Genomic DNA, 19,151 nt, shown 5'->3' on the forward strand with positions numbered 1-19,151 from the left:
CATGGCCGAGTCCGTCGTCGCCGATCTGATGGTCGTCCTGTCGACCAAGGTGGACACTGCGCTCGCAGGATTCACCGAGGTGTCGACGGCCGGCGAGGAAATGTCGGCGAAGATCGCCGAGGCCACCATGGCGGTGACCGCGGAAACAGACCGGCTGACTACTGCGGTCGCGACGGTCGGCACGGCGGCGGACACCGCGGCGGAACAGGTCGTCGGTGCCTCGACGAGGATCGACGAGTCCTCCACTGTGGTCGCGGGGAAGCTCGAGCAGATCGGCATCGCCGCCGAGACCGCGGCAACCGAGAACAAGCTCGCGATGGACAAGATGGCCGCCGACACAGCGGCGCTGTCGGCGAAGATGGAGCTGGCGGCGGGGAAGGCCGATGCCTCTGTAGCTGGGATCGGCGCGGCCTATGCGAAGGCCGACGAGGCGGCGGCGAAGTCCAGTTCGGCCCAGACGAAGAACTTCGGGATGGCCGCTCTCGCCGTCGGCGCGGTCGGCGCGGTAGCGGTCGACATGGCCGCAAAGTACGAGTCTTCGACGAACCGGCTCGTCACGTCCGCGGGTGAGTCGGAACAGGCGATCGACCAGGTCCGGCAAGGGATGCTGGACATGGCCGGACAGGTGGGCGTCTCCGCCGAGAAGCTGTCGGCAGGCATGTACACCGTCGAGTCGGCCGGCTATCACGGTGCGGACGCGTTGAAGGTGCTCAAAGCCGCGGCGCAGGGTGCGAAGGAAGAGAACGCGCAGCTGTCCACTGTGGCCGACGCGGTGTCGACCGCGCTCAACGACTATCACCTGTCGGCGGACCAGTCCGCGAACGTCACCAGCCAGCTGGTGACCGCGGTCGGGCAGGGCAAGACCACCATGGAGGAGTTCTCCGGGTCGCTGCACAACGTGACCCCGCTGGCGGCGTCGCTGCACATCTCCCTCGCGGACGTCACCGGCACGCTGGCGGAGATGACCGCGCACGGCATGTCCGCGGATCAGGCGAGCCAAAACTTGGCGCACACCATGCGGTCCCTGATCGCTCCCACAAGCACGCAGCGGCAGGAGTTCGCGCAGCTCGGCATCTCCGCATCGGACCTGTCCGACCACATCGGACAGCGCGGAATCTCCGGCACCCTGCAACTGCTCGAACAGTCGATCTTGCAGAAGATGGGGCCGTCCGGGAAGGTGCTGCTCGACGCGTTCAACAGCTCCAAGGACGCCGCGGCGAATATGAACGAGGCCATCGCGAAGATGCCCGCCCCGTTGGCAGATCTCGCGAAGCAGTTCAATGCCGGGCAGATCGGGGTCGCGGCGTTCACGAAGCAGGCCAAGGCGATGCCGGGCGACGCCGGGCAGATGGCCGCCGCGTTCCTCACGATGCACAACCAGGCACAGGGCTTCACGAACGCCATGAAGAACGGCAGCCCTCAGGCACAGAACCTGGTGCAGGCGCTGCAAAAGCTCACCGGCACCTCCGACGGGTTGAACACTGCGCTGATGACGACCGGCGAGAACGCCGCCGGTGTCAACGCCAACGTCAAGAAGATCGCCGGGGCCGCGCAGGAAGCGGGCGGAAACGTCAAGGGCTGGCATGACGTGCAGGCCACCTTCAACCAACGGCTCGACGAGACGAAGGCCGCGCTCGGCGCGTTGGCGATCAACGTCGGGAACGTGCTGCTGCCGATGGTGAAACCGGCCATCAACCTGTTCTCCTCGTGGGCGGGATGGTTGTCGCAGCACAGCGTCGTGGCCAAGATCGCGGCTGGCGTGATCGGCGGGACTCTCGCGGCGGCGGTGGTCGGGTTCACGGCGAAAGCCGTTGCGGGCACGGTGAAAACCGCCGCAGGATTCACCGTGGCGGTCGCTAAAGCCGTGTGGTGGGGCGTCTCGACCACCGCGCAATACGCGACGGTGGCCGCGAAAGCCACCGCGCAAGCGGCTATTGCCGCCGGTGCCTGGATCGCACAGACCGGGTCGATGGTCGCTCAGAGCGCCGTGAAACTCGCCGTGTGGCTGGCCGGGTGGATCGCTCAGGCCGCGGTCGTGGTCGCGACGAACGTCGCCTCAGCCGCCGCGACGGTCGCCGCGTGGGTGGCCGCGAACATCGCCATGATCGCCGCCACGGGCGGTATCGCGTTGCTGCTGGCCGCGGTCGTCGCGGCCGCGATCTTCCTGTGGACGCATTGGTCGCAGATCTGGGACTGGATCAAGCACGCCGCCGAGGCCGCCTGGCACTGGCTCGACAACAACGTCATTCAACCCCTGTCCAAGGCCTGGCATTGGCTGTACGACAACGCCATCAAACCCGTCGGCGATGCCATCGCCGGCGCGTGGAATTGGCTGTGGTCGAACGCGATCAAGCCGGTCGCCGACTTCATCGGCAACGCGGTTCACGGCGTCGGGCAGGCGTTCTCGGATGCCTTCAACTGGGTGAAGTCGATCATTCAGGACGTCTGGAACTTCATCAAACCGATTTTCGACGCGATCGGCGGCGCGATTAAGGGCGTGATGAACGCCGTCGGCGGCATCGCGCACGGCATCGGGTCCGCGGTCTCCGGCATCGGTCATTTCCTCGGGTTCGACGACGGCGGCTTCGTCCCGGGTGCGCCCGGGCAGCCGATGCTCGCAGTCGTGCACGGCGGCGAATACGTGGTGTCGAACGACATGCAGGCCGGGCGCGCGCCGATCAACCCGAAACTCGGCGGGCAACTCGTATCCTCCGGCGGGATCCGCGCCAGCGGCGGCAGCTTCACCGGCGGCGGCAACAACATCGTGAACGTCTACGTCAGCGGCAGCGTGATCACCGATCGGCAGATCGGCGACGCTGTCCAATCCGCGATGCTCCGCGCCGGGCAACGCCGTCCCGTCACCTACCAGAACTACCGGAGGTGAAGGCGGGACCGGCAGTCGTCGAGCACTTCAGGCCAGCTGTAGCTGGTTGAGGTACCTGCCGGTCCCACCCCCTCCCGGCCGTAACGTCCCTGAGGCCGACCGGGAGCTTGGCGGGCCGGTGACAGCCCCCTGGTGAAGCAGTCACCGGCCCTTCCCCGTGTATCCATTCACGGGGTGTTCCCGACCGCGCGCCCGAGGGTCTCTCGTCGCAACAGTCGGGCTCACCGGTCGCCGCGCCGCAATTGCCCGAACGGGCGCGACCGGGAGCTGGATGGCGGCGGCCCTCGGAGATGGCGCGGAAGGCCGCCGCCGTGCGCGCCCCGTCCAGTGGGACGCACCCGGTGCCGTCACGGTGTCGGGGAAACCGTCGCGGCATCAGGAGTTTTCCGGTGGCCGGTGGTCCCTACCCGCAAAAGAGGAACCACCGGCCTACGCTCATTCGGGGTGAGCGCCCCCGGTTCGACGTCGGCCCCGGCAAAGAGGGGAAAGGCCAGCGTCGACCGGAAGATCAGAGTTTGAGCGTCGGTATCGGGTAGTGCCAGTGCTCGCACTTGTTCGCGACGCCCGGATTCCGGTACAGGGTCTTGCAAAACATGCAGGTGGAGATCAGTTTTTCCTTGTCGCTCATCTGCTTGATCCGCCACTCGTCCGCCTGCAGATGCTGGATCGACGGATCCGGTGTCGCCGCCGTGACCCCGGCCGTGTTCATCACGCACCTCCTTGCTGCTTGAACAAGTCGGCGAGAGAGGCGCGCAGAAGATCCCCGACGACGTCGCTGCCGCTGTCGAGCGTCAAAACCGCCGTGGGGCCGACCACAGAGACAGGACCGAGAGCCGTGATCGCCAACCCGACAACGTCCTCGCCGCGCGCATCAACCGTGAGACCGGTCGTGATCCTGACCGGACGACCCGACGTGTCCGACGTTTCCAACCACCGCTCTTTCCGCCATCCCCGTCCGTGCATGCTTCGATCGTCGGGCAGGAACCACGCAGCCTGAAGATGATGCTTGATGCGCATCATGATGCGCATCAACTGGCGTCGGCGAGCTCCCGACGACGCTCTGCCCACTCCGACGTGACCCACTCCGCTGGCATCTCCGCCAACGAATCACGCGCGGCCTGCCGGGCCCCCGACTTGTCGCCGAGCGCGCGCAGCACGAACGCACGCTGTCCGAGGAAGAACGACGGCACATACCAGTACCCCGACGGCGGCAACTCCTCCGTCGGTGGCAGGTGATCGACCATGTCGTCAGCCTCGGTCAGCAGTCGAACCGCGTCGGCGCGAGCGTCGTTGCGGGCCAGTACCTCGGCACGCTGATAGGTCTCGTAGGTTCGCAGCCCGATGTGAACGCGGGTATCCCGTCGAGCTGCCTCCGACAGCGCGTCCGCCGTGTTCAGATCCCGGCGCCGCATAGCCGCGTACGCCGAAAAACTCAACGCGGTCGACAGACGCAGCGGATCATCGGCCTGCATCGCCAGCACCGCGGCCCGGTCGAGATGCTTCTGCGCCTGTGTCCACTGGCGACCGGGGATCGCCAGCCAGCCTCGGTATTGCTCCAGTTCGGACAGCAATCCTTCCGCGGCCGGGCGGACAGCGGAACGGGCCTCGGCTGTGAACTGGCGCGCGAGATCCCGCTGCGCGTCGATCATCGGGATCACGTGGTTGGCACAGGTCTCGTCTTCGAGCCGACGCACCGATGCGAGCACGCTGGCCAGCGAATCAAGAGCGGTGGTGCCGACCAGCCGAGGACGTTTGCCGGTCTCGTTCAGCCGTTCCTCGTCCTCCGCGTTGAGCGGCCCCGTACCGATCGTCGGCCACAATTCGAGCAGGACGCCGTCAGCGTCGAGCAGTTCGTCCAGCCGGGCCGCGATCCGTTCGTCCGGGCGCTGCAACCCGGCCTCGTACTTGGACAAGGTCGGCTGGGAGATCGGTACCTTGCGCGCGAGCGCACGCTGCGACAGCCCGCGTTCCTCGCGGAGCCGCAACAATGCCGTGCCGAAAGCCTCCATTGGCGTGCCTCATTCGCGGAGTAGGCCCTCCCCGCGTGGCCCCGGGAGCTACCCGGGGCCGTCCTCCGCGAAGAGGTGCACAGCCAGCGTACCGGCTCGGCTACTGAGTGTGGTCTAGGACGTCACAGGTGCCCCCGCCCGCCGCCGAGGTCACGCTCACCGACACCGTCTGAACCTTGCTGAGCGGGAACGCGGTGATCGGGAAATCGTGGCCGACCTCCTGCGCGCCGAGCGTGTACCTCTGGTCCGCGGACTGCTGGTCGACGCTGAGCGCCGTCACCGTGAGCCCAGCCGGCCCCGGGTAGTCGACGTGGACGTGGAACCCGTGCCCGGCTTGCGTGACGGTCGCAGTGTCCGGATCGCAAATCAGCTGGTTCGTGTTCTCGATGTGCGCGTGCAGCGGTCCGGCGGCTTGCAGGATCGCCGCGGCGCCCGTCGGCACCGGCGCTGTTCCGGCCGGTGCGGGCACGGCGGGGGTCGCCTGAGTACCGGTCGGCGGGTCGTCGCTTCCGGAGCAGCTGGCGACAGCGAAAGCCAGCGCAACGACCCCTCCGACCACCCACCGTGGATGCGGTTGCAGCTTGGACAACGCGACCTCCCGTGACGACGTAACGTCCTCACGGTCGGGTTGATCAAGGATCGCGTTACGCGTGCACAGCTCACAGCGGCACGGCCTCCGCCAGCATCGCCAGCTCGTCCCGCTCGCGCGGAGACACCCCGATTCCGGACTGGCTAAAGAGGTCGACCTGACCGGACAGCCACCGCGCGAACCCGTCGCGCGCGTCCGTCTCGGACATGCCCAGCGCCCCGCCGACCTCGGCCCAAGACTTCACCGTGCCGAACCTCAGGAGATTCGCCAGCACGCACCACCGGCCGGACAGCACCGCCTCCGCGATCTCGACGCCCAGCCGCAACTCCGCCCAGTAGTCCGCCGGGTCCGCGATCCCCTGCTGCGCGCGCCTCGCCAGCAGTGTGCGCATCCGCGCCGTCTCCCACCGTTCGACGAGCACGCTCACCGGCTCACGCGGCGTCATCGTCGCCTCCGACGGGAAACCCTTCGCGGATCATGCTGACGAGGCGATCAATCTCCGCCTCCTGCGCGGCGAGGTGCTTGTCCATCGCGGCGGCCATCGCGCGGTTATAGCGGCTCAGTCGCTGCCACCACGGCCGGGCCTGCTCGCGGCGACGGGCAGCCTCGACCTCATTGGGCGAGTAGGTGCGCATCAACTGCTCGAAGGTCTCGAGGAAATCCGTGGACGGCGGCGTCAGGTGATGGCGGATGCGAAAACGCGCGCGCCTCACGCGCATCCGCAGGTCGTTCCGCCGCGTGTCCGCGGCCAGGTCGCGCAGGCCGAGGTCGTCCAGGAATTGAGCGGTGGCGGTGCGCCGCACCGCGGCCCGGCGGAGCCAGGTGGGCGGCCGGAGGAACCTTCGTGCATCCTTCATGGCGGGTCCACTCCTATTCAGTGGATCAAGGCCCTCGGTTGGTGGTGACGCACCGCCGGGGGCCGCTAATTTCCGTAACACACAAACTAGCTCGCTATTGGCAGCGAGACAAGGGGTTTGTGTGTTACGGAAATATCGCTATGCTCGCAGCCATGGCAGAGAAGCGAGGGCCCGGTCGCCCGGCGACCGGACAGGACCCGACCCACAGCGTGCGGATTCCCGACAAGCGCTGGAAGACCCTCGGCGAGAAGGCGAAGGACGCCGGTTCCGACCGGTCCAAGGTGCTCAACGACCTCGCCGCCTGGTACGTGCGCGAGAACGGAGCCGAGTTGCCGGAGCGGCCTGCGTGATCACATCGCGTCTCACACGCGTATCACGGACGCGTACGGACTAGGCAGAACAGAGGCCCTGACCTGGACAGTTGCCGGACTCCCGCAGAGGTAAACGGACCGCGCGGAACCGTTGGACGGTTCGCACTCCTCTGGGGGTCAAGGGGTCGCAGGTTCAAATCCTGTCAGCCCGACCGGACAACGGGTTTCCGCCGCTCAGAGCAGCGGGAGCCCGTTTTTTCATGTGGTCGCCGGTATCTTTCCGGTCTAGCACAGCGCTCGGTGACACCTTGGCTGGAGGGCTCTCCCCATGCCGATCAATTTGACCAAACAGGGTCTGCCGCGCCCTGCTAACGACGTGTGGCGCTCCTACGTCGGGGAGTGGGACCGCAGCCTCCGCACCGACAACAAACCCCCCGCCACCCGCTACAACTACGAACTCGCCGTCACCCAGGAGCCGCACCACGACAGCGTCGCCGAGAACCCGGGGCGAGTTCCGGGTTCTCCCCGATGCGGCCAGCCCTGTCGCCCAAGAAGATCGGCAGCAGCCGAGTGAACGGGGGCCAGTATGCGGAAATGGACTGCGGCGATGGTATTGGTCATGGCCGCATTGACCGGCACGACAGGTATCGCGGAGGCCCAGGCCGCCGAGCCGGGAGAGAAGGCGTTAGCCGAGGCGATCAGGCTCCGGCCGGACGAACCGCAGGCCGGGGTGATCGCCCATGTGGCCGGACCGGGATTGGACTGGTGGGGCAGTGACGGCGACCGGCACAGCGGCAGGCCGATCCAGCCGGATTCCGCCTACCGGACCGGCAGCGTCGACAAGACCTTCACAGCCGTGGTGGCCCTCCAAGTGACCGGCGAACACCGCATCGACCTGGACCGTCCCGTGCAGGACTACCTGCCGGGCGCACTGCCTCCCCGATCCGCCGACGGCAGCTCCGGGTTCGATCCCGTCACCATTCGCCAACTGCTGACCATGACCAGCGGACTGCCGGACATCGACGCGGGATCACCGCCCGCCACGCCGGACGAAATCATCCGCGAACGCTTCGCCTACCGGGATTTCGCCCGCATCGCCGACGACACCCTGCGCCCGCAGAACCGGCCGTGGCCGGGCGAGGTGTTCCCGCCAGGCACCCAGCAGGAGTACAACACGCTCAACTACCGCGTCATCGGAGCCCTCATCGAGCGAGTCTCAGGATATTCCTTCGCCCGAGAAGTCCGATCCCGGATACTGCGTCCGCTGCGTCTGGACCACACCTTCCTGCCTGAGCGCGATCCGCGGATGCCGCGGCCGCATCTGGTGGGCTACGCGCGCGACAGCCGCGGCGACCTGGTCGACGTGAGCGCCCAACGCGGAGAACCGAACTTCATCACCTCCACCCCCAGCGACGTCCAGCGCTTCTTCGCCGCAGTGTTCCGCGGCCAACTGCTCGCCCCCGCGCAACAGGCCGAACTGTTCGCCACCCCGGACGTTCCCTACCGCGACAAACGCAACTGCATTATGGTGGAGCGTCCTGGCAGGGCCTGCTTTTCAGCTGGTCTGATGCGCGCGGACCTGCCCGGCGGCCCCACGATATGGGGCAAGAGCGGCAGCAACCTCGGCTACACCGGCGCCGTCTTCGCCACCCGGGATTTCTCCCGGTCCGTCGTGGTGGCCACAAGCAACCAAGACCGTTCCGGTTCCCCTCCCCCGGTGACCATTCGCCTGCTCATGACAGCATTCCTGAACTGACAATCCACACAGGACCCAACGGCGAGCCCATGGTGATCCCGCGCCTGCGGCCGGACGCACAACGGCCGACCGCCGCAGCCTGGATCAGGTCCGGGCCGCCATCGCGCCAAGGCCGCCGACACCCCACGCTGCCGAAGCACCCAGCGGCCAATGGAATCCGCGATCCGGCCACCGCACAGCCGTTGGCCCGCACACCACCAGGTGAAAACCGCTCGGGCGACCAAACTCCTCGAACCACAAGCAGAAGAATGAGCTGAACTGGACGGGCCCGCGATCTTGACGGCATAGGCACAGGTGGTGCAACGAGCCGCCGGACAACGGGCGCAGCTTGTACCTGTCACGAAAAACAGGCGCTGGTTGTGACCCGCTGCGGTGCCTCCCTGGTTCAGCATGCGTGGCGAGTGGTCACTGCTCCCCTCCCGGGGGACAGTCGGCGGTTTTTCCGGTGCCAGCCATACGGAGATCAAGTAGTGCTTGTCGGGGGTGTCGGCGTGGGAGCGATGTCGCGGGCGTGCACGCGGCTTTTCCGCACTGAACAGATCCTTCCCTTGCAGTTGTCGTATTGAGCCGGACATTCCGTGCCGGACAGTTCATGCGCGACCGGCATGCTGGCAAGCCTGCTCGCCCCCGCCCTGGGTTGCGGCGATCCCGGAGAGTCACGCCGCGCACGCGGCCAGCCGGTCGTGAATCCGGACCGGATGTCGCGATCTCGCCTCGAACGCGACGTCTCAGGGCTGCTGCACGTTTCGCTTCGGTGCCAAGGAGTTCGCGGACCGCAGCGACGGTTCTTTGCGAGAGCCGTCGGTGTGCCAGCGTTCCAGCGATCACGGCTGCCCGTCGTGGGCAGCGGTTCGACAGCGCATCCGTCGTACCGGCGGTGCGCGCGGTCAGAAGTCGGCTGGTTGCAATTTCGCCGGTGAGCAGCCCGATCTTGGCGATCCCGGCCGCCCGCAGCCGGCGCGTCGTGCGGGCCGCGTCGGGGCGGACCCGGTCCTTCGCGAGCAGCGCCGCCACCGGCTCGCCGTCCTGGTCGACCCACAGCACGGTCGCCAAGTCGAGCCGTCCCCGGCGAGCCGCACTGCGCGCCCACGCCGGGATCTCCCGGCCAGCCGCCAGCCTGCCCACCCGGACCAGGTGTCCCTCGACGTGCCCGGACACCCCGGAACCGCGCTCCTCGCCGACGTCGGCAGCGGGAGCGCGGGTGATTCCGGCCGACTCCGCCGCGCGGACCACGGCCGCGGCCAGGACGTGCGGCGAGTAGTACTCGACACTGGCGGCCAGCCGGAGCACCTCCTCGACGGTGCGCCCCGGAGCGCACACGACGTCGGTCACCTCGGGCCGCCCGGCGGTGATCGTGCCGGTCTTGTCCATCAGCAGCACTCGTGCCCGGCCGAGCGACTCCAGCGCGGCACCGTCTTTGACCACTACCCCGGCCTTCGCCGTGCGCGACATCCCAGCGGTCACCGCGATCGGCACCGCCAGCAGCAACGGACACGGAGTCGCCGTCACCAGCACCGCCACCGCCCGCGCCACTTCGCCGCTCAGCAACCACGCCGCGGCGGCCATCAGCAGCGCAGTGGGCAAGAACCACACGGCTGCCCGGTCCGCCAGCCGGGCGGCCGGCGCGCTCTGCGCCGCCGCCGGCTCGGCCAGCCGCACCACCCCGGCGTAAGTGCTCTCGTCCGCGCTCGCCGCCGCCGTGATCTCCGCCGCGGCCCCGGCGTTCACCACTCCGCTGCGGACCGCGTCCCCGGCGCGGCGGGCGACCGGAAGCGGTTCGCCGGTGAGCGCCGATTCGTCGAACGTCCCGCCCGCGGCGAGCCTGCCGTCCACCGGCACGACCTCGCCGGGCAGGACGACCACCGCGTTCCCGGCGGCGACCTCGCCCGCCGGGATGTCGCGAAGGTCGTCTCCCGCCCGCACGTGCGCCGTTTGCGGCACCCGTTCCAGCAGCGCGGTCAGGTCCCGCGCGGCACGGCGCAGTGCCCGCGATTCGAGCACTTGCCCAGTCGCGACCATGACCGCGACCACCGCGCCCGCGAAGAACTCGCCCACCGCGAGGGTCGAGGCGAGAGCCAGCACCGCCAGCGAATCCGCGCCCCAGCGCCGGCGGCGCAGATCCGCCGCCACCCACCAGGCCGCGGGAGCCAGCGCGAGCGCGGTCGCCGCCGCCCAGCAGCCGTCGGAGCCGGGCGTTCGCGACAACCAGAGAATTCCCCCGGCGAGCAACAGCGCAGCCACCGCGGCGAGCAAGAGCGATTCGCCCGGCAGCCGCTTCCCCTGACGTGTCATAACGCCTCCCGATCGGCGCCGCAGGTCTTCCGGTTCGGTCCACAGTGGACTGTGTCAGTCCGCGCGCAAGACCGCGGCTCCGGTGACGCGGTCCGCGGCCAGGTCCGTCAGCGCCTCCGCCGCCGCCGACAGCGGGTAAGACGTCGTCCGGACGTGCAGCCGGTGCGCTCCCGCGAACTCGAGGAACTCCCGCGCGTCCGCCCGCGTGTTCGCGGTGACGCTGCGCACTTGCCGCTCCTGGAAGAGATGCCGCTGGTAGTTCAGCACGGGGACGTCCGAGAGATGGATGCCCGCGATCGAGAGCGTGCCGCCGCGGTCCAGCGCCGCGAGAGCGACTGGCACCAATTCTCCGGCCGGGGCGAAGAGGATCGCCGAGTCCAGCGGTTCCGGCGGCGCTTCGGCCGCGTCTCCCGCCGAAGCGGCACCGAGTTCGAGCGCCAGCTTCCGCGCTTCAGGACTGCGGGTCAGCACGTGCACCGTCGCCCTGCGCGCGAGCGCGACTTGCGCGGCGAGATGCGCGCTGCCACCGAAACCGTAAATGCCGAGCCGTCCGCCGTCCGGGACCTGTGCCCGCCGCAGCGCCCGGTAACCGATCACTCCCGCGCACAGCAGGGGGGCCAGCTCTTCGTCGGAGTACCCGGCGGGCAGCTGATGCGCGTACTCCGCCGAGACGACGGCGTACTCCGCGTAGCCGCCGTCGGCGTCCCAACCGGTGTACCTCGAATCCGGGCACAAGTTCTCCTTGCCGGACCGGCAATAGCGGCATATCCCGCAGGTGCCGCGCAACCAGGCGATCCCGACCCGGTCCCCCGTCTCGAATCCGCCCGCCCGCGGGGAGACCACCTCGCCGACGACCTCGTGCCCCGGCACCACGCCCGCCCGGTGCACCGGAAGATCGCCCTCCGCCACGTGCAGGTCCGTGCGGCACACGCCGCACACGCGCACCCGCACCAGCAGTTCGCCCTCTCGCGGCTCCGGGACCGGCATCCGTTCCCGCACCAGCGGCCCGCTCGCCATCGGGCCGGGCGCGCGCACCCGCCAGGCCCGCATTTCCGCCGTCATCACGGCTCCTCTCGCCCGGAGTGCCCGTCCAGGATGTCGTCCCGGCGGGCGCCGAACGACGTCCGCAGGTCCCGCCCGGCGGGGACGTTCTGCTCTTCTCGCCCGGCACGGACCCGCGAGACCGCCACGACGACAAGGGGGACTCGGCGGTTGGGTGCCGGACCGTCCACAACAGCCGGGGCCGAGGACCTTCGGCCCTAGCCCGGGATGAGTCCGGAGCGCAGCCTGAAGCGGGCAGCCGAGAGCCGCCGATGACCTGACCGCCGCGAACCGGCGGGGCAGGAATCCGGCGAGAACTCCTTCCAGAGCCGGGCGAACGCCCACGGCCAAGCCGGCTGACACCCGAAAATCCACTCGCCCACGCGGCAGCAGAAACGAGCATCGATGACCGCACAGCCCCTGACCACCGACTCCGAATACCGCCTGCTCTGCGCGATGAGCGCCTATCTCGACGCAGTGAGCGCCGCCGCCGGCGTCGGCTCGGAATCCTGCACGATCGACCTCGACCCGCCGATGTCGGCATACCTCGCGCTCGACGGACAGCTCTCTGTCCATCCCGGACGCGACACGGCGCTGGCGTGGGACGAACGCCACGGCTGGTCGTTCACCATCGAAACCCATTCCGGCGAAGACTTGCTCGTGGTGGCCTACCTTGGCGGCGAACTGGTGCCGCCGCCTTCCCGGGTCCGGGAGTTCGTCCGCGCGGTCCGCGCCCGCACCCGGCGCACACCGTCGCCCGCGCCGCCGGACCTGAGCCGCAGCCGGGCCGAACTCGTCGGCCTTCTTCTCGGCTACCGGGCCCCGCACACTTTGCTCGGCCTGCGACCCCCTTCCGCACACGACGGTCAGCGTCGTGTCCCTGGTCAACAGGTGCCGTCCGGCACCGCGAACGTCCGTGAGGGAATCTGATTCCCGCAGAGACGGCAGCGGAGTCGAGAGCCGCACGGTCCTTCGATGCTCAGCCGGTGCAGCCCGGCGAGTCGGCGGTGATTTCGACCGCCGCGGTGTGCAGCCGCGCGATGGCGTGCGTGCGGTTCTCGTCCTCGCTCAGGAAACGTCCACCCGCCATTTTCCGGTGTGCATCGTCTGCCCCCTCCGCCTGTCTGTGATCACGTCTCTTCGGGCACCATTTCAATGGCTCCGCAAGGACATTCCTGCGCGCACATCCCGCATCCCTTGCAGAAGCACCGCGTTGTCCGGGCAGACGCCGAAGCAGTTGTCGCAGTGGAAACAGCTGCCGCAGGACAGGCAGCGACGCGCCTCGTACACCGCGGTCTCCTGATCGAGCCCGCCGGTCACCTCGTCGAAGGTCGACGTCCGCCGGGCAGCTTCCAGCCTCGGCCGCACGCTCGCTTCGGCATCGCTGTAGTACCAGGTGTTCAATACGTCGAAATCGGCATCCCGCCGGGTTCGGCTTCCGCGTCCCGGACTGTCACGGCGCGGCCCAGCAGCCGCAGGTGATAAGCCACCGTCCTGGGGTTCAAGGGGTCGCAGGTTCGAATCCGGTCAGCCCGGCCGGACGAACAAGCCGCTTGGCTTGGGTGAAAATCCAAGTCGGGCGGCTTTTTGCTTCCGTGGGTTGATCTTGCCCGGGAACACCGTGTGGGGACCACCGCGCAACATACTGGGCCGATCCAGTGGCAATGGGCGCCGCTTGGTCGTGCGGGCGGCGCGGCGCTTGACCGTGGCGAATGAGGCGCTGAACGAGGCCAGAGCCGCGAGATCGACGTCCGGGTAGTTGATGTACGCCCCGTCGGCGCGGCGGCGTAGCGATCCCGGAAGAACGAGGCGCGCCGCCTTCATCATCGATTCTCGTTGCGCTGTCGGAGTGCTTCCCAGGGCCACGATGGTCACCTAGCCGCCGCAACCTGGCAGGAGTGGCTGGCACGAGGAATCTTCGTCGGAGGTCAGGTGCCGGCAGACCGTGTCGATCTGCGCGGCGCTGCCGCTTGCGCGGGTACGTCGGCTTGATTTTCATCCGGTGTGCCGGGATCGCCGCCGGGCGCTGCACCTCGGTCGACTCCGGAAGCGGCAGCCACGGGAACGCACTGCTGTCGGCCGCAGCCGGGTCGACCGAAACAAATCCATTGTGGACGAATGCCTCGGGGAATACGACCTCGACGGCTCAGGACCAACACACCACTTCGCCATCCCGGGGTTCGTTCCGTTCCCGGACGACGAAAGCCCCGGCCCGAGTACCGTTCCACGGGGTCTGGTCAGAGGCGATTGTGCTCGTCTGCCAACTGGATTGTCCGCAGCCCGCAGTAGGTCTCCCACAACGTCGAAGCGGCGCCGAGCCCGAAACCGCCGTCCTCTCGCCGGTGGGATTCCGCGAATTCGCGAGCCTCGTTCCACGGCCACGCGAGCCCCAGGACATCGGCGCAGCGATGTCCGGAGGCGGCGGTGCCCAGCGACCACTCCCCCGACGAGGGACTCAGGTGCATCCGGCCGTCGCGATGGCACCCGACTATCCACTCGGCGAGGCCCTCGTCCTCTTCGACGCGGGCACCGTCGTGCAACCAGCCGCGCAGTGAAATGGCGCAATATGTGCGCTGGATGTCGGCAGGCTCCCCTCGATCCGGCCCGTAGCCGCCTTCGGGCGACCTGCGCGCCCGAAGGAACTCGAGGATCTCCTTCCGCGCCGGCTGCGGCAAGTCGGCTTCCAGCAGCATCAACGCCCGCGCACCGTAGAACAGCTCGTCCATGCCGACAGCCAGCCGCCCTCGGTCATCGAACAACCGCTCCGTGATCCATCGGGTCGTGGCCGGCTCCCGCCACGGCTTTCCGGCCAGCGTCAGCACCCGCAGCGCGTAGTACGTTCCCGGCAGGGTCGGCAGGTCCCCTTCGCGCTCGAAAGCGAACGCCTCGCCCCGCCGGCACTGGGCGACGAAAGCGAGCGTCCGGGCGGAGACCGGCAGGCCGGCCAAGTTCGTCAGTTCGCTCGCGAATCTCGCGGCCTGCAGCGACGGGATCCGGTCCGAGGACTCCAGCGGATAGCCTTCGGCGCTCTCGGCGGTCCGGACGAACGCCAGCACCTCGCCGTCGACGAGGTCCCGCTCGCGCTGATTCGTCACAACGACCTTCCTCGCGCCGCGAGCAGCACCTGACCGACCGTCTCCCGCTCTGCCGCGACCTCGCCGAACAAGGAGCCGGTCGGCGTCGCGAGGTGCGGGAAGTAGAAATTGGAGGTCGACCTCCTGCGCCCGGTCCGGGGCGGCAGCACCCGGTGGTTGCCGGCGCGGAGCAGCCCGCCGGTGCGCTTTTCCGCGGTGAGGCCGAACAGCACGACGAACCGGGCCGGATCAGGACGGCAGGTCAGCCATTCCCCGGTCAAGGACTCGATCTGCAGGCGTCCCGGCTCGCCGGATTCCGAGAGCAGGCTGAGGAGGCTGCGGTCCTTGTGCTCGGGGAAGGACAGCGGGTTTCCGTCGCCGGCGGGCAATCCCGTCCGGGGGTGATATTCCGTGAGCGTGATGTTCGTGTTGTCCGGGGCTCCGGCGAACAGGTCGTCCGGCTTGACTCCCAGTGCTTCGCTGATGCGCGCGAGGAGCTGTTCGCACGTGCGCACCACCGAGTCCCGGAACCGCTCGGTCAACGCCTTCAGTTCGGGAGACGGCCAGACGTTCGGATGCTCGTACAACCCCGTGTACTCGGCGGGAACCCCGCCCGCGCTCGCTGCCGCCGCGTCGTCGAAGCGGGCGATGCTGAGCCGGTCGTAGACCGGCCGCCCGTCGTCGTCCGCCGCCGAGGTCCAGCCGCGGTTCCGGTGCCCCGACGGGCTGACGCTGGCCGCTTTCTCGGACTCGTCCCCGGCGAAGAACTCCGACGCGGCCAGCTCCGTCCGGCGGGCGAGTTCGCGGCACTGCTCGGCTCCCGCCAGTTCGGCGGCCCCCCACGAGGCCCCCGCCAGCAGTTGCTCGCGGAATCGCGCGGGAGCGTCGTGCAGATCCAGCAGCGGGACAACCGACGTCGTCATGGCCCAGTCCCCTCTCGTCACGCTCGCGTTCCTTGACTGGTGAAAACGGTCCAGCTGCCCAAGAACTCTCCACGCCGCTGAGCGCTTTCCAGCTGTGCGTGCCACCGGTCCCGCCCGCCGGCGTCGACGCTGCCCGCCGCCACCGCCGCCTCCGACCACCTCGTCAGCTGCAGCATGCGGTCGAAGTCGGGCAGGCTCTCGGTGATCCCGACCCAGCCGGTGGTGGACACGTCGGCGAATCCGGCCGCGCGCAGCAGGGAAGGAAGCCGGGCGGATACCCACGGATTGCGCAGCGAACCGTGGGCATGGCCGAAAACCGCGTTCGTGAGCGGGATGTCCGGGACGTTCACCGCCAATGCCGACGCGTGCGGTTCGGAGACAATCACCTTGCCGCCGACCTTCACCGCACGCCGGTACGCGGCGACCACCGTCTCGACGTCCTCGACGTGGATCAGCACTCGCTCCGAGTGCACGAGGTCGAAATCCGCGTCGAATTCCGAGTCGGCCGCGTCCGCGTGGACGAACGTGACGGCATGCCCCTCGGCAGCGCACCGGCGGCGCGCCTCGGCGAGCACGAGCTCGCTCCGGTCGATGCCCACCAGCTCGCCCCGATGCCCCGCCCGGGCGAGTTCCAGCAGGCGGCCGCCCACGCCGCAGCCGACGTCGAGCACCGAGAGCCCCGGATCCGCGCGCACCGCCGCTTCCAGCGGCCCGGTGTGGGACGTGTGCAGGCGCCGCACCGTGTCGAGATAGTCCTCGACCCGGTGCCCCGGCCCGGCGTCCAGATCCTGAAATCGATTCACAGCCGCAGAATTCATGAAAGAAGACAGCTCGATTCCTGATTCGAATACCGACTGGCGAACCATTCGACCGCGGCGACATATTTACGCCAATTCTCGCCCCCGCCGACGGAGACTAGCAACGAATGCCACCGAGAGGCAAGAAGACCATCACCGGAAACCCGATCGGAGCAGCACGAAAATAACCGTTGTCGACCTTCTCGATCGTGTCTAGGATAAAATCCCAGGCCCGCGTTCGCGCCTCACCCGATTTCCCGGCCACATCGACGACAGGGCGACCCAGGGAGCGGTTATGGACACGGAAAAGATCCGCACGGCAGAACAGGGTCCGGAGGCGGTCGTCCGCGAGCACCCGGCAGGCTCGCCCCTGCCCCGGCACAGCGTCGAGGAGATCGGCGACCTGTTCCGGCGCACCTACTTCCGCTATTTCGAGCATTCGATGCTGGGATCCGCCTCGAGGACGAGGTTCACCGCCGTGCGCGAAGGAAGAATCGTCGGCTACGCGGCTTTCGAAACCCATGGGCGGTACGCGTACATCATGAACATGGCCGTCGATCCCGGCCACCGCGATTACGGGGTCGCCCTCGCCTTGGAGCAAGCGCGGATGCGCGCCGTGCGAAGAGCGGGCCTGCTGTGCTACGGCACCTGCCTGTGCGAAACCGCGGCCAGTCAGGGACTGAAGTCCCTCCTCGGAATGCGGCCGGCGAATCTGCGGTACGGCTGGTATCACGACATGGTGAAACAGGGAAAACACTCCTCTGTGCTCACCGTGACAGAAGCCGACCCGGTGCCCGAAGCGGTGCTCGAACCGGCCGTGATCAAGCATCCGGCCCTCGGCGTCACGCGCTACCTCGTCGACACCGCGAGCACGCTCGGCACGCTGCCCGACCTGACCGAGACGGGATATCTCGACGTGCTGGTCGGACCGGACCTGGCCGAGCGGCTGCACAACGACGACAGGTTCCGTTACGCCGGGCTCGACGTGCCGTTGCCCCGCCAGTCCTGGCATCACTGTTTCCAGCTCCGCAACGCCGCCTGCCGCGCCGCTGTCGCGGAGGAGCCGGTACTGCTCCCCCGCTGGCGAGACTCGCGCGGCCAGTTCCGCGAGGTCCGGGAATTCCTGTCCCGGAACCGCACAGCCGTCGTCCCGGCACCCGAAAGAGAAGAGGTCGACACATGACAGCCAAGATCGACATCGCCATCCTCGACCGCGGAATCCCGTACCTGGAGATGCAAGGGCTCCTGGACACGCTGCGCGGCCGCGGGCTCGAAGCCGCCTACCTGAACTACGACGACGTGGTCTTCAGCGCGGGCGGCTCCCCGCTCCGGCACCGAGGCGAGCAGGTCGATCCCGCGGTGGTGCTGATCCGCTCCCGCTTCTTCAGCCGGATCTCCGAGGCGGTCTCGGTCTTCGACTCGCTGGCCATGCTCGAGAACGCGGGCATCCGGGTGGTCAACGCGGCGTCCGGGGTGCAGCAGGCGCACAACAAGGTCCTGTCGGTCGACGTGCTCGCGCGCGCGGGCCTGCCGGTCCCGCGCACGAGGCTGGTCCGGACGCTGGAGCACGCTTCCGAGTGCCTGCGCGAATGGGGGGACGTGGTTTTCAAACCGGTGCACGGCATCGCGTCCACCGATAACGTGCTGCTGCGCGACCAGGTCGATTTCCGGAGTCCGGACACGCCGCACGAGCTCTCCCTGGGAAACGAAATCAAGCTCTCGTACCTACTCCGGACGCACGAGTCGATGTGCGCGCAGGAATTCGTGCCGAACACCGGAAGCGATGTGCGGGCGATGTGCATCGAAGACCAGGTGGTGGCGTGCTATCAGCGCAAGACGCTCCATTCGCCAGCGGACGAGAAAACCCGCGAGAACCCCCAGCTCGTCGAGCCTTACGAGTGCACCGCCGAGCTCGTCGACACGGTCGTCGCGGCCACCCGCTGTTTCGGCCTGGAGCACTCCTGCGTCGACTTCGCCGAAGGACTCGACGGCTCGCTGACCATCCTGGAAGTCAATCCCACGATCTCTTTCTGGCGACACGTCGCCGACGATTCGCTGCACAGGACGCCGGACGGAGTCGGCAGCGCCTTCGCCGACATGCTGGTGCACGCCCTTGAAAGCTCGGACCGGCTCGCTAAGGTCGAGTCATGACGGAGCGAACACTCGAGCAACGGCAACAGGACGCGCGCCACAAACTCGAAACCGAAGCCGACGTCTGGCTGGCGTCCGCCGATACGGACGGCAATCCCGCTCTCGTGCCCTTCTCCCTGGCTTGGGACGGCGAGCGCATCATTCTCACCACGGACGGGAAGAACGCGACGGCCAGGAATCTGGCCGGCAACCCGAAGGCGAAACTCTTTGTCGGAGACAGCCGCGACGTAGTCCTCGTCTCCGCCACCGCGCAGGTGTTCCCGCAGGCGGAGGCTCCGGCCGGCGCGCTGGACCTGTTCGCCGACCGAACGGGCTGGGACGCCAGGGGGCTCGGCGAGAGCTGGGTGGTGATGGTGCTGACCCCGGACCGCGTCCAGGTCTGGCGCGGGCCCGACGAGATCAAGGGGCGGACGGTCATGCGCGACGGGAAGTGGCTCGAAAGCGCGTGACCGGCGAGGCCGGGCGGT

At 68.5% G+C, this 19,151-nt stretch carries 21 protein-coding genes; 7 read left to right on the forward strand and 14 right to left on the reverse strand.

Annotated elements, in window-relative coordinates; genetic code table 11:
• The first annotated feature begins 1 nt into the window (after position 1).
• A complete protein-coding gene (locus ACFORO_RS10480) occupies positions 2-2,884 on the forward strand; it encodes a phage tail tape measure protein (RefSeq protein WP_377868673.1) in 2,883 nt (960 codons plus the stop codon).
• A gap of 508 nt (positions 2,885-3,392) precedes the next feature.
• Here the strand turns inward: ACFORO_RS10480 and ACFORO_RS10485 are convergent.
• From ACFORO_RS10485 to ACFORO_RS10510, 6 genes are all read right to left on the reverse strand, one after another.
• Positions 3,393-3,593 (reverse strand): hypothetical protein, encoded by a 201-nt coding sequence (locus ACFORO_RS10485; RefSeq protein WP_377868672.1) that lies wholly within the window; start codon positions 3,591-3,593, stop codon positions 3,393-3,395.
• On the reverse strand, positions 3,593-3,904 hold the full coding sequence (locus ACFORO_RS10490) for a hypothetical protein (RefSeq protein WP_377868671.1): 312 nt from the start codon (positions 3,902-3,904) through the stop codon (positions 3,593-3,595). Before ACFORO_RS10490 ends, ACFORO_RS10485 begins: the two co-directional genes overlap by 1 nt.
• 8 nt (positions 3,905-3,912) lie before the next feature.
• Positions 3,913-4,893 (reverse strand): helix-turn-helix domain-containing protein, encoded by a 981-nt coding sequence (locus ACFORO_RS10495; protein WP_377868670.1) that lies wholly within the window; start codon positions 4,891-4,893, stop codon positions 3,913-3,915.
• 100 nt (positions 4,894-4,993) lie between these two features.
• The gene (locus ACFORO_RS10500) at positions 4,994-5,335 is read right to left on the reverse strand and encodes a hypothetical protein (protein ID WP_377868669.1); all 342 of its coding nucleotides are present in this window, start codon (positions 5,333-5,335) and stop codon (positions 4,994-4,996) included.
• A 217-nt stretch (positions 5,336-5,552) separates the two neighbouring features.
• Complete coding sequence (locus tag ACFORO_RS10505; protein ID WP_377868668.1) at positions 5,553-5,927, reverse strand: hypothetical protein; 375 nt, start codon at positions 5,925-5,927, stop codon at positions 5,553-5,555.
• On the reverse strand, positions 5,914-6,285 hold the full coding sequence (locus ACFORO_RS10510) for a hypothetical protein (protein ID WP_377868667.1): 372 nt from the start codon (positions 6,283-6,285) through the stop codon (positions 5,914-5,916). Before ACFORO_RS10510 ends, ACFORO_RS10505 begins: the two co-directional genes overlap by 14 nt.
• A gap of 206 nt (positions 6,286-6,491) precedes the next feature.
• Between ACFORO_RS10510 and ACFORO_RS10515 the strand changes: the two genes are divergently transcribed.
• On the forward strand, positions 6,492-6,689 hold the full coding sequence (locus tag ACFORO_RS10515; protein ID WP_377868666.1) for a hypothetical protein: 198 nt from the start codon (positions 6,492-6,494) through the stop codon (positions 6,687-6,689).
• 580 nt (positions 6,690-7,269) lie between these two features.
• Positions 7,270-8,406 carry a serine hydrolase domain-containing protein gene (locus ACFORO_RS10520; RefSeq protein WP_377868665.1) on the forward strand — a complete coding sequence of 379 codons (1,137 nt, stop codon included), beginning with the start codon at positions 7,270-7,272 and terminating at the stop codon, positions 8,404-8,406.
• Between the two features lie 405 nt (positions 8,407-8,811).
• Here the strand turns inward: ACFORO_RS10520 and ACFORO_RS10525 are convergent, their stop codons facing one another.
• The 3 genes from ACFORO_RS10525 to ACFORO_RS10535 are packed head-to-tail and all read right to left on the reverse strand — an operon-like array spanning position 8,812 to position 11,888.
• The gene (locus ACFORO_RS10525; protein WP_377868664.1) at positions 8,812-10,698 is read right to left on the reverse strand and encodes an HAD-IC family P-type ATPase; all 1,887 of its coding nucleotides are present in this window, start codon (positions 10,696-10,698) and stop codon (positions 8,812-8,814) included.
• Positions 10,699-10,752: 54 nt separating this feature from the next.
• Positions 10,753-11,748 carry a zinc-binding alcohol dehydrogenase family protein gene (locus ACFORO_RS10530; RefSeq protein WP_377868705.1) on the reverse strand — a complete coding sequence of 332 codons (996 nt, stop codon included), beginning with the start codon at positions 11,746-11,748 and terminating at the stop codon, positions 10,753-10,755.
• Positions 11,749-11,759: 11 nt separating this feature from the next.
• Entirely contained in the window at positions 11,760-11,888 is a 129-nt protein-coding gene (locus ACFORO_RS10535; protein ID WP_377868663.1) for a hypothetical protein, read from the reverse strand.
• Between the two features lie 256 nt (positions 11,889-12,144).
• On the opposite strand from ACFORO_RS10535, the gene ACFORO_RS10540 reads away from it, so the two are divergent.
• Complete coding sequence (locus ACFORO_RS10540; protein WP_377868662.1) at positions 12,145-12,669, forward strand: DUF6292 family protein; 525 nt, start codon at positions 12,145-12,147, stop codon at positions 12,667-12,669.
• Positions 12,670-12,891: 222 nt separating this feature from the next.
• On the opposite strand, the gene ACFORO_RS10545 is transcribed toward ACFORO_RS10540, so the two are convergent.
• From ACFORO_RS10545 to ACFORO_RS10565, 5 genes are all read right to left on the reverse strand, one after another.
• A complete protein-coding gene (locus ACFORO_RS10545) occupies positions 12,892-13,143 on the reverse strand; it encodes a hypothetical protein (RefSeq protein WP_354734963.1) in 252 nt (83 codons plus the stop codon).
• Positions 13,144-13,266: 123 nt separating this feature from the next.
• Positions 13,267-13,614 carry a hypothetical protein gene (locus tag ACFORO_RS10550; RefSeq protein WP_377868661.1) on the reverse strand — a complete coding sequence of 116 codons (348 nt, stop codon included), beginning with the start codon at positions 13,612-13,614 and terminating at the stop codon, positions 13,267-13,269.
• Between the two features lie 362 nt (positions 13,615-13,976).
• Positions 13,977-14,834 carry a prenyltransferase/squalene oxidase repeat-containing protein gene (locus ACFORO_RS10555; protein ID WP_377868660.1) on the reverse strand — a complete coding sequence of 286 codons (858 nt, stop codon included), beginning with the start codon at positions 14,832-14,834 and terminating at the stop codon, positions 13,977-13,979.
• A complete protein-coding gene (locus ACFORO_RS10560) occupies positions 14,831-15,757 on the reverse strand; it encodes a 2OG-Fe(II) oxygenase family protein (RefSeq protein WP_377868659.1) in 927 nt (308 codons plus the stop codon). Before ACFORO_RS10560 ends, ACFORO_RS10555 begins: the two co-directional genes overlap by 4 nt.
• On the reverse strand, positions 15,754-16,539 hold the full coding sequence (locus ACFORO_RS10565) for a methyltransferase domain-containing protein (protein WP_377868658.1): 786 nt from the start codon (positions 16,537-16,539) through the stop codon (positions 15,754-15,756). The genes ACFORO_RS10560 and ACFORO_RS10565 overlap by 4 nt, the downstream gene beginning before the upstream one ends.
• Before the next feature lie 289 nt (positions 16,540-16,828).
• Between ACFORO_RS10565 and ACFORO_RS10570 the strand changes: the two genes are divergently transcribed.
• Genes ACFORO_RS10570 through ACFORO_RS10580 form a run of 3 tightly spaced genes read left to right on the forward strand, consistent with a single transcriptional unit; the run spans position 16,829 to position 19,133 of the window.
• Positions 16,829-17,716, forward strand: coding sequence for a GNAT family N-acetyltransferase (locus ACFORO_RS10570; protein WP_377868657.1), 888 nt, complete (start codon positions 16,829-16,831; stop codon positions 17,714-17,716).
• On the forward strand, positions 17,713-18,684 hold the full coding sequence (locus ACFORO_RS10575; protein ID WP_354734969.1) for an ATP-grasp domain-containing protein: 972 nt from the start codon (positions 17,713-17,715) through the stop codon (positions 18,682-18,684). The genes ACFORO_RS10570 and ACFORO_RS10575 overlap by 4 nt, the downstream gene beginning before the upstream one ends.
• Positions 18,681-19,133, forward strand: coding sequence for a pyridoxamine 5'-phosphate oxidase family protein (locus ACFORO_RS10580; protein ID WP_377868656.1), 453 nt, complete (start codon positions 18,681-18,683; stop codon positions 19,131-19,133). Before ACFORO_RS10575 ends, ACFORO_RS10580 begins: the two co-directional genes overlap by 4 nt.
• Positions 19,134-19,151: the final 18 nt, after the last annotated feature.

It is taken from the genome of Amycolatopsis halotolerans (assembly GCF_042647905.1).
GTDB classification, from domain to species: Bacteria; Actinomycetota; Actinomycetes; order Mycobacteriales; family Pseudonocardiaceae; genus Amycolatopsis; species Amycolatopsis halotolerans.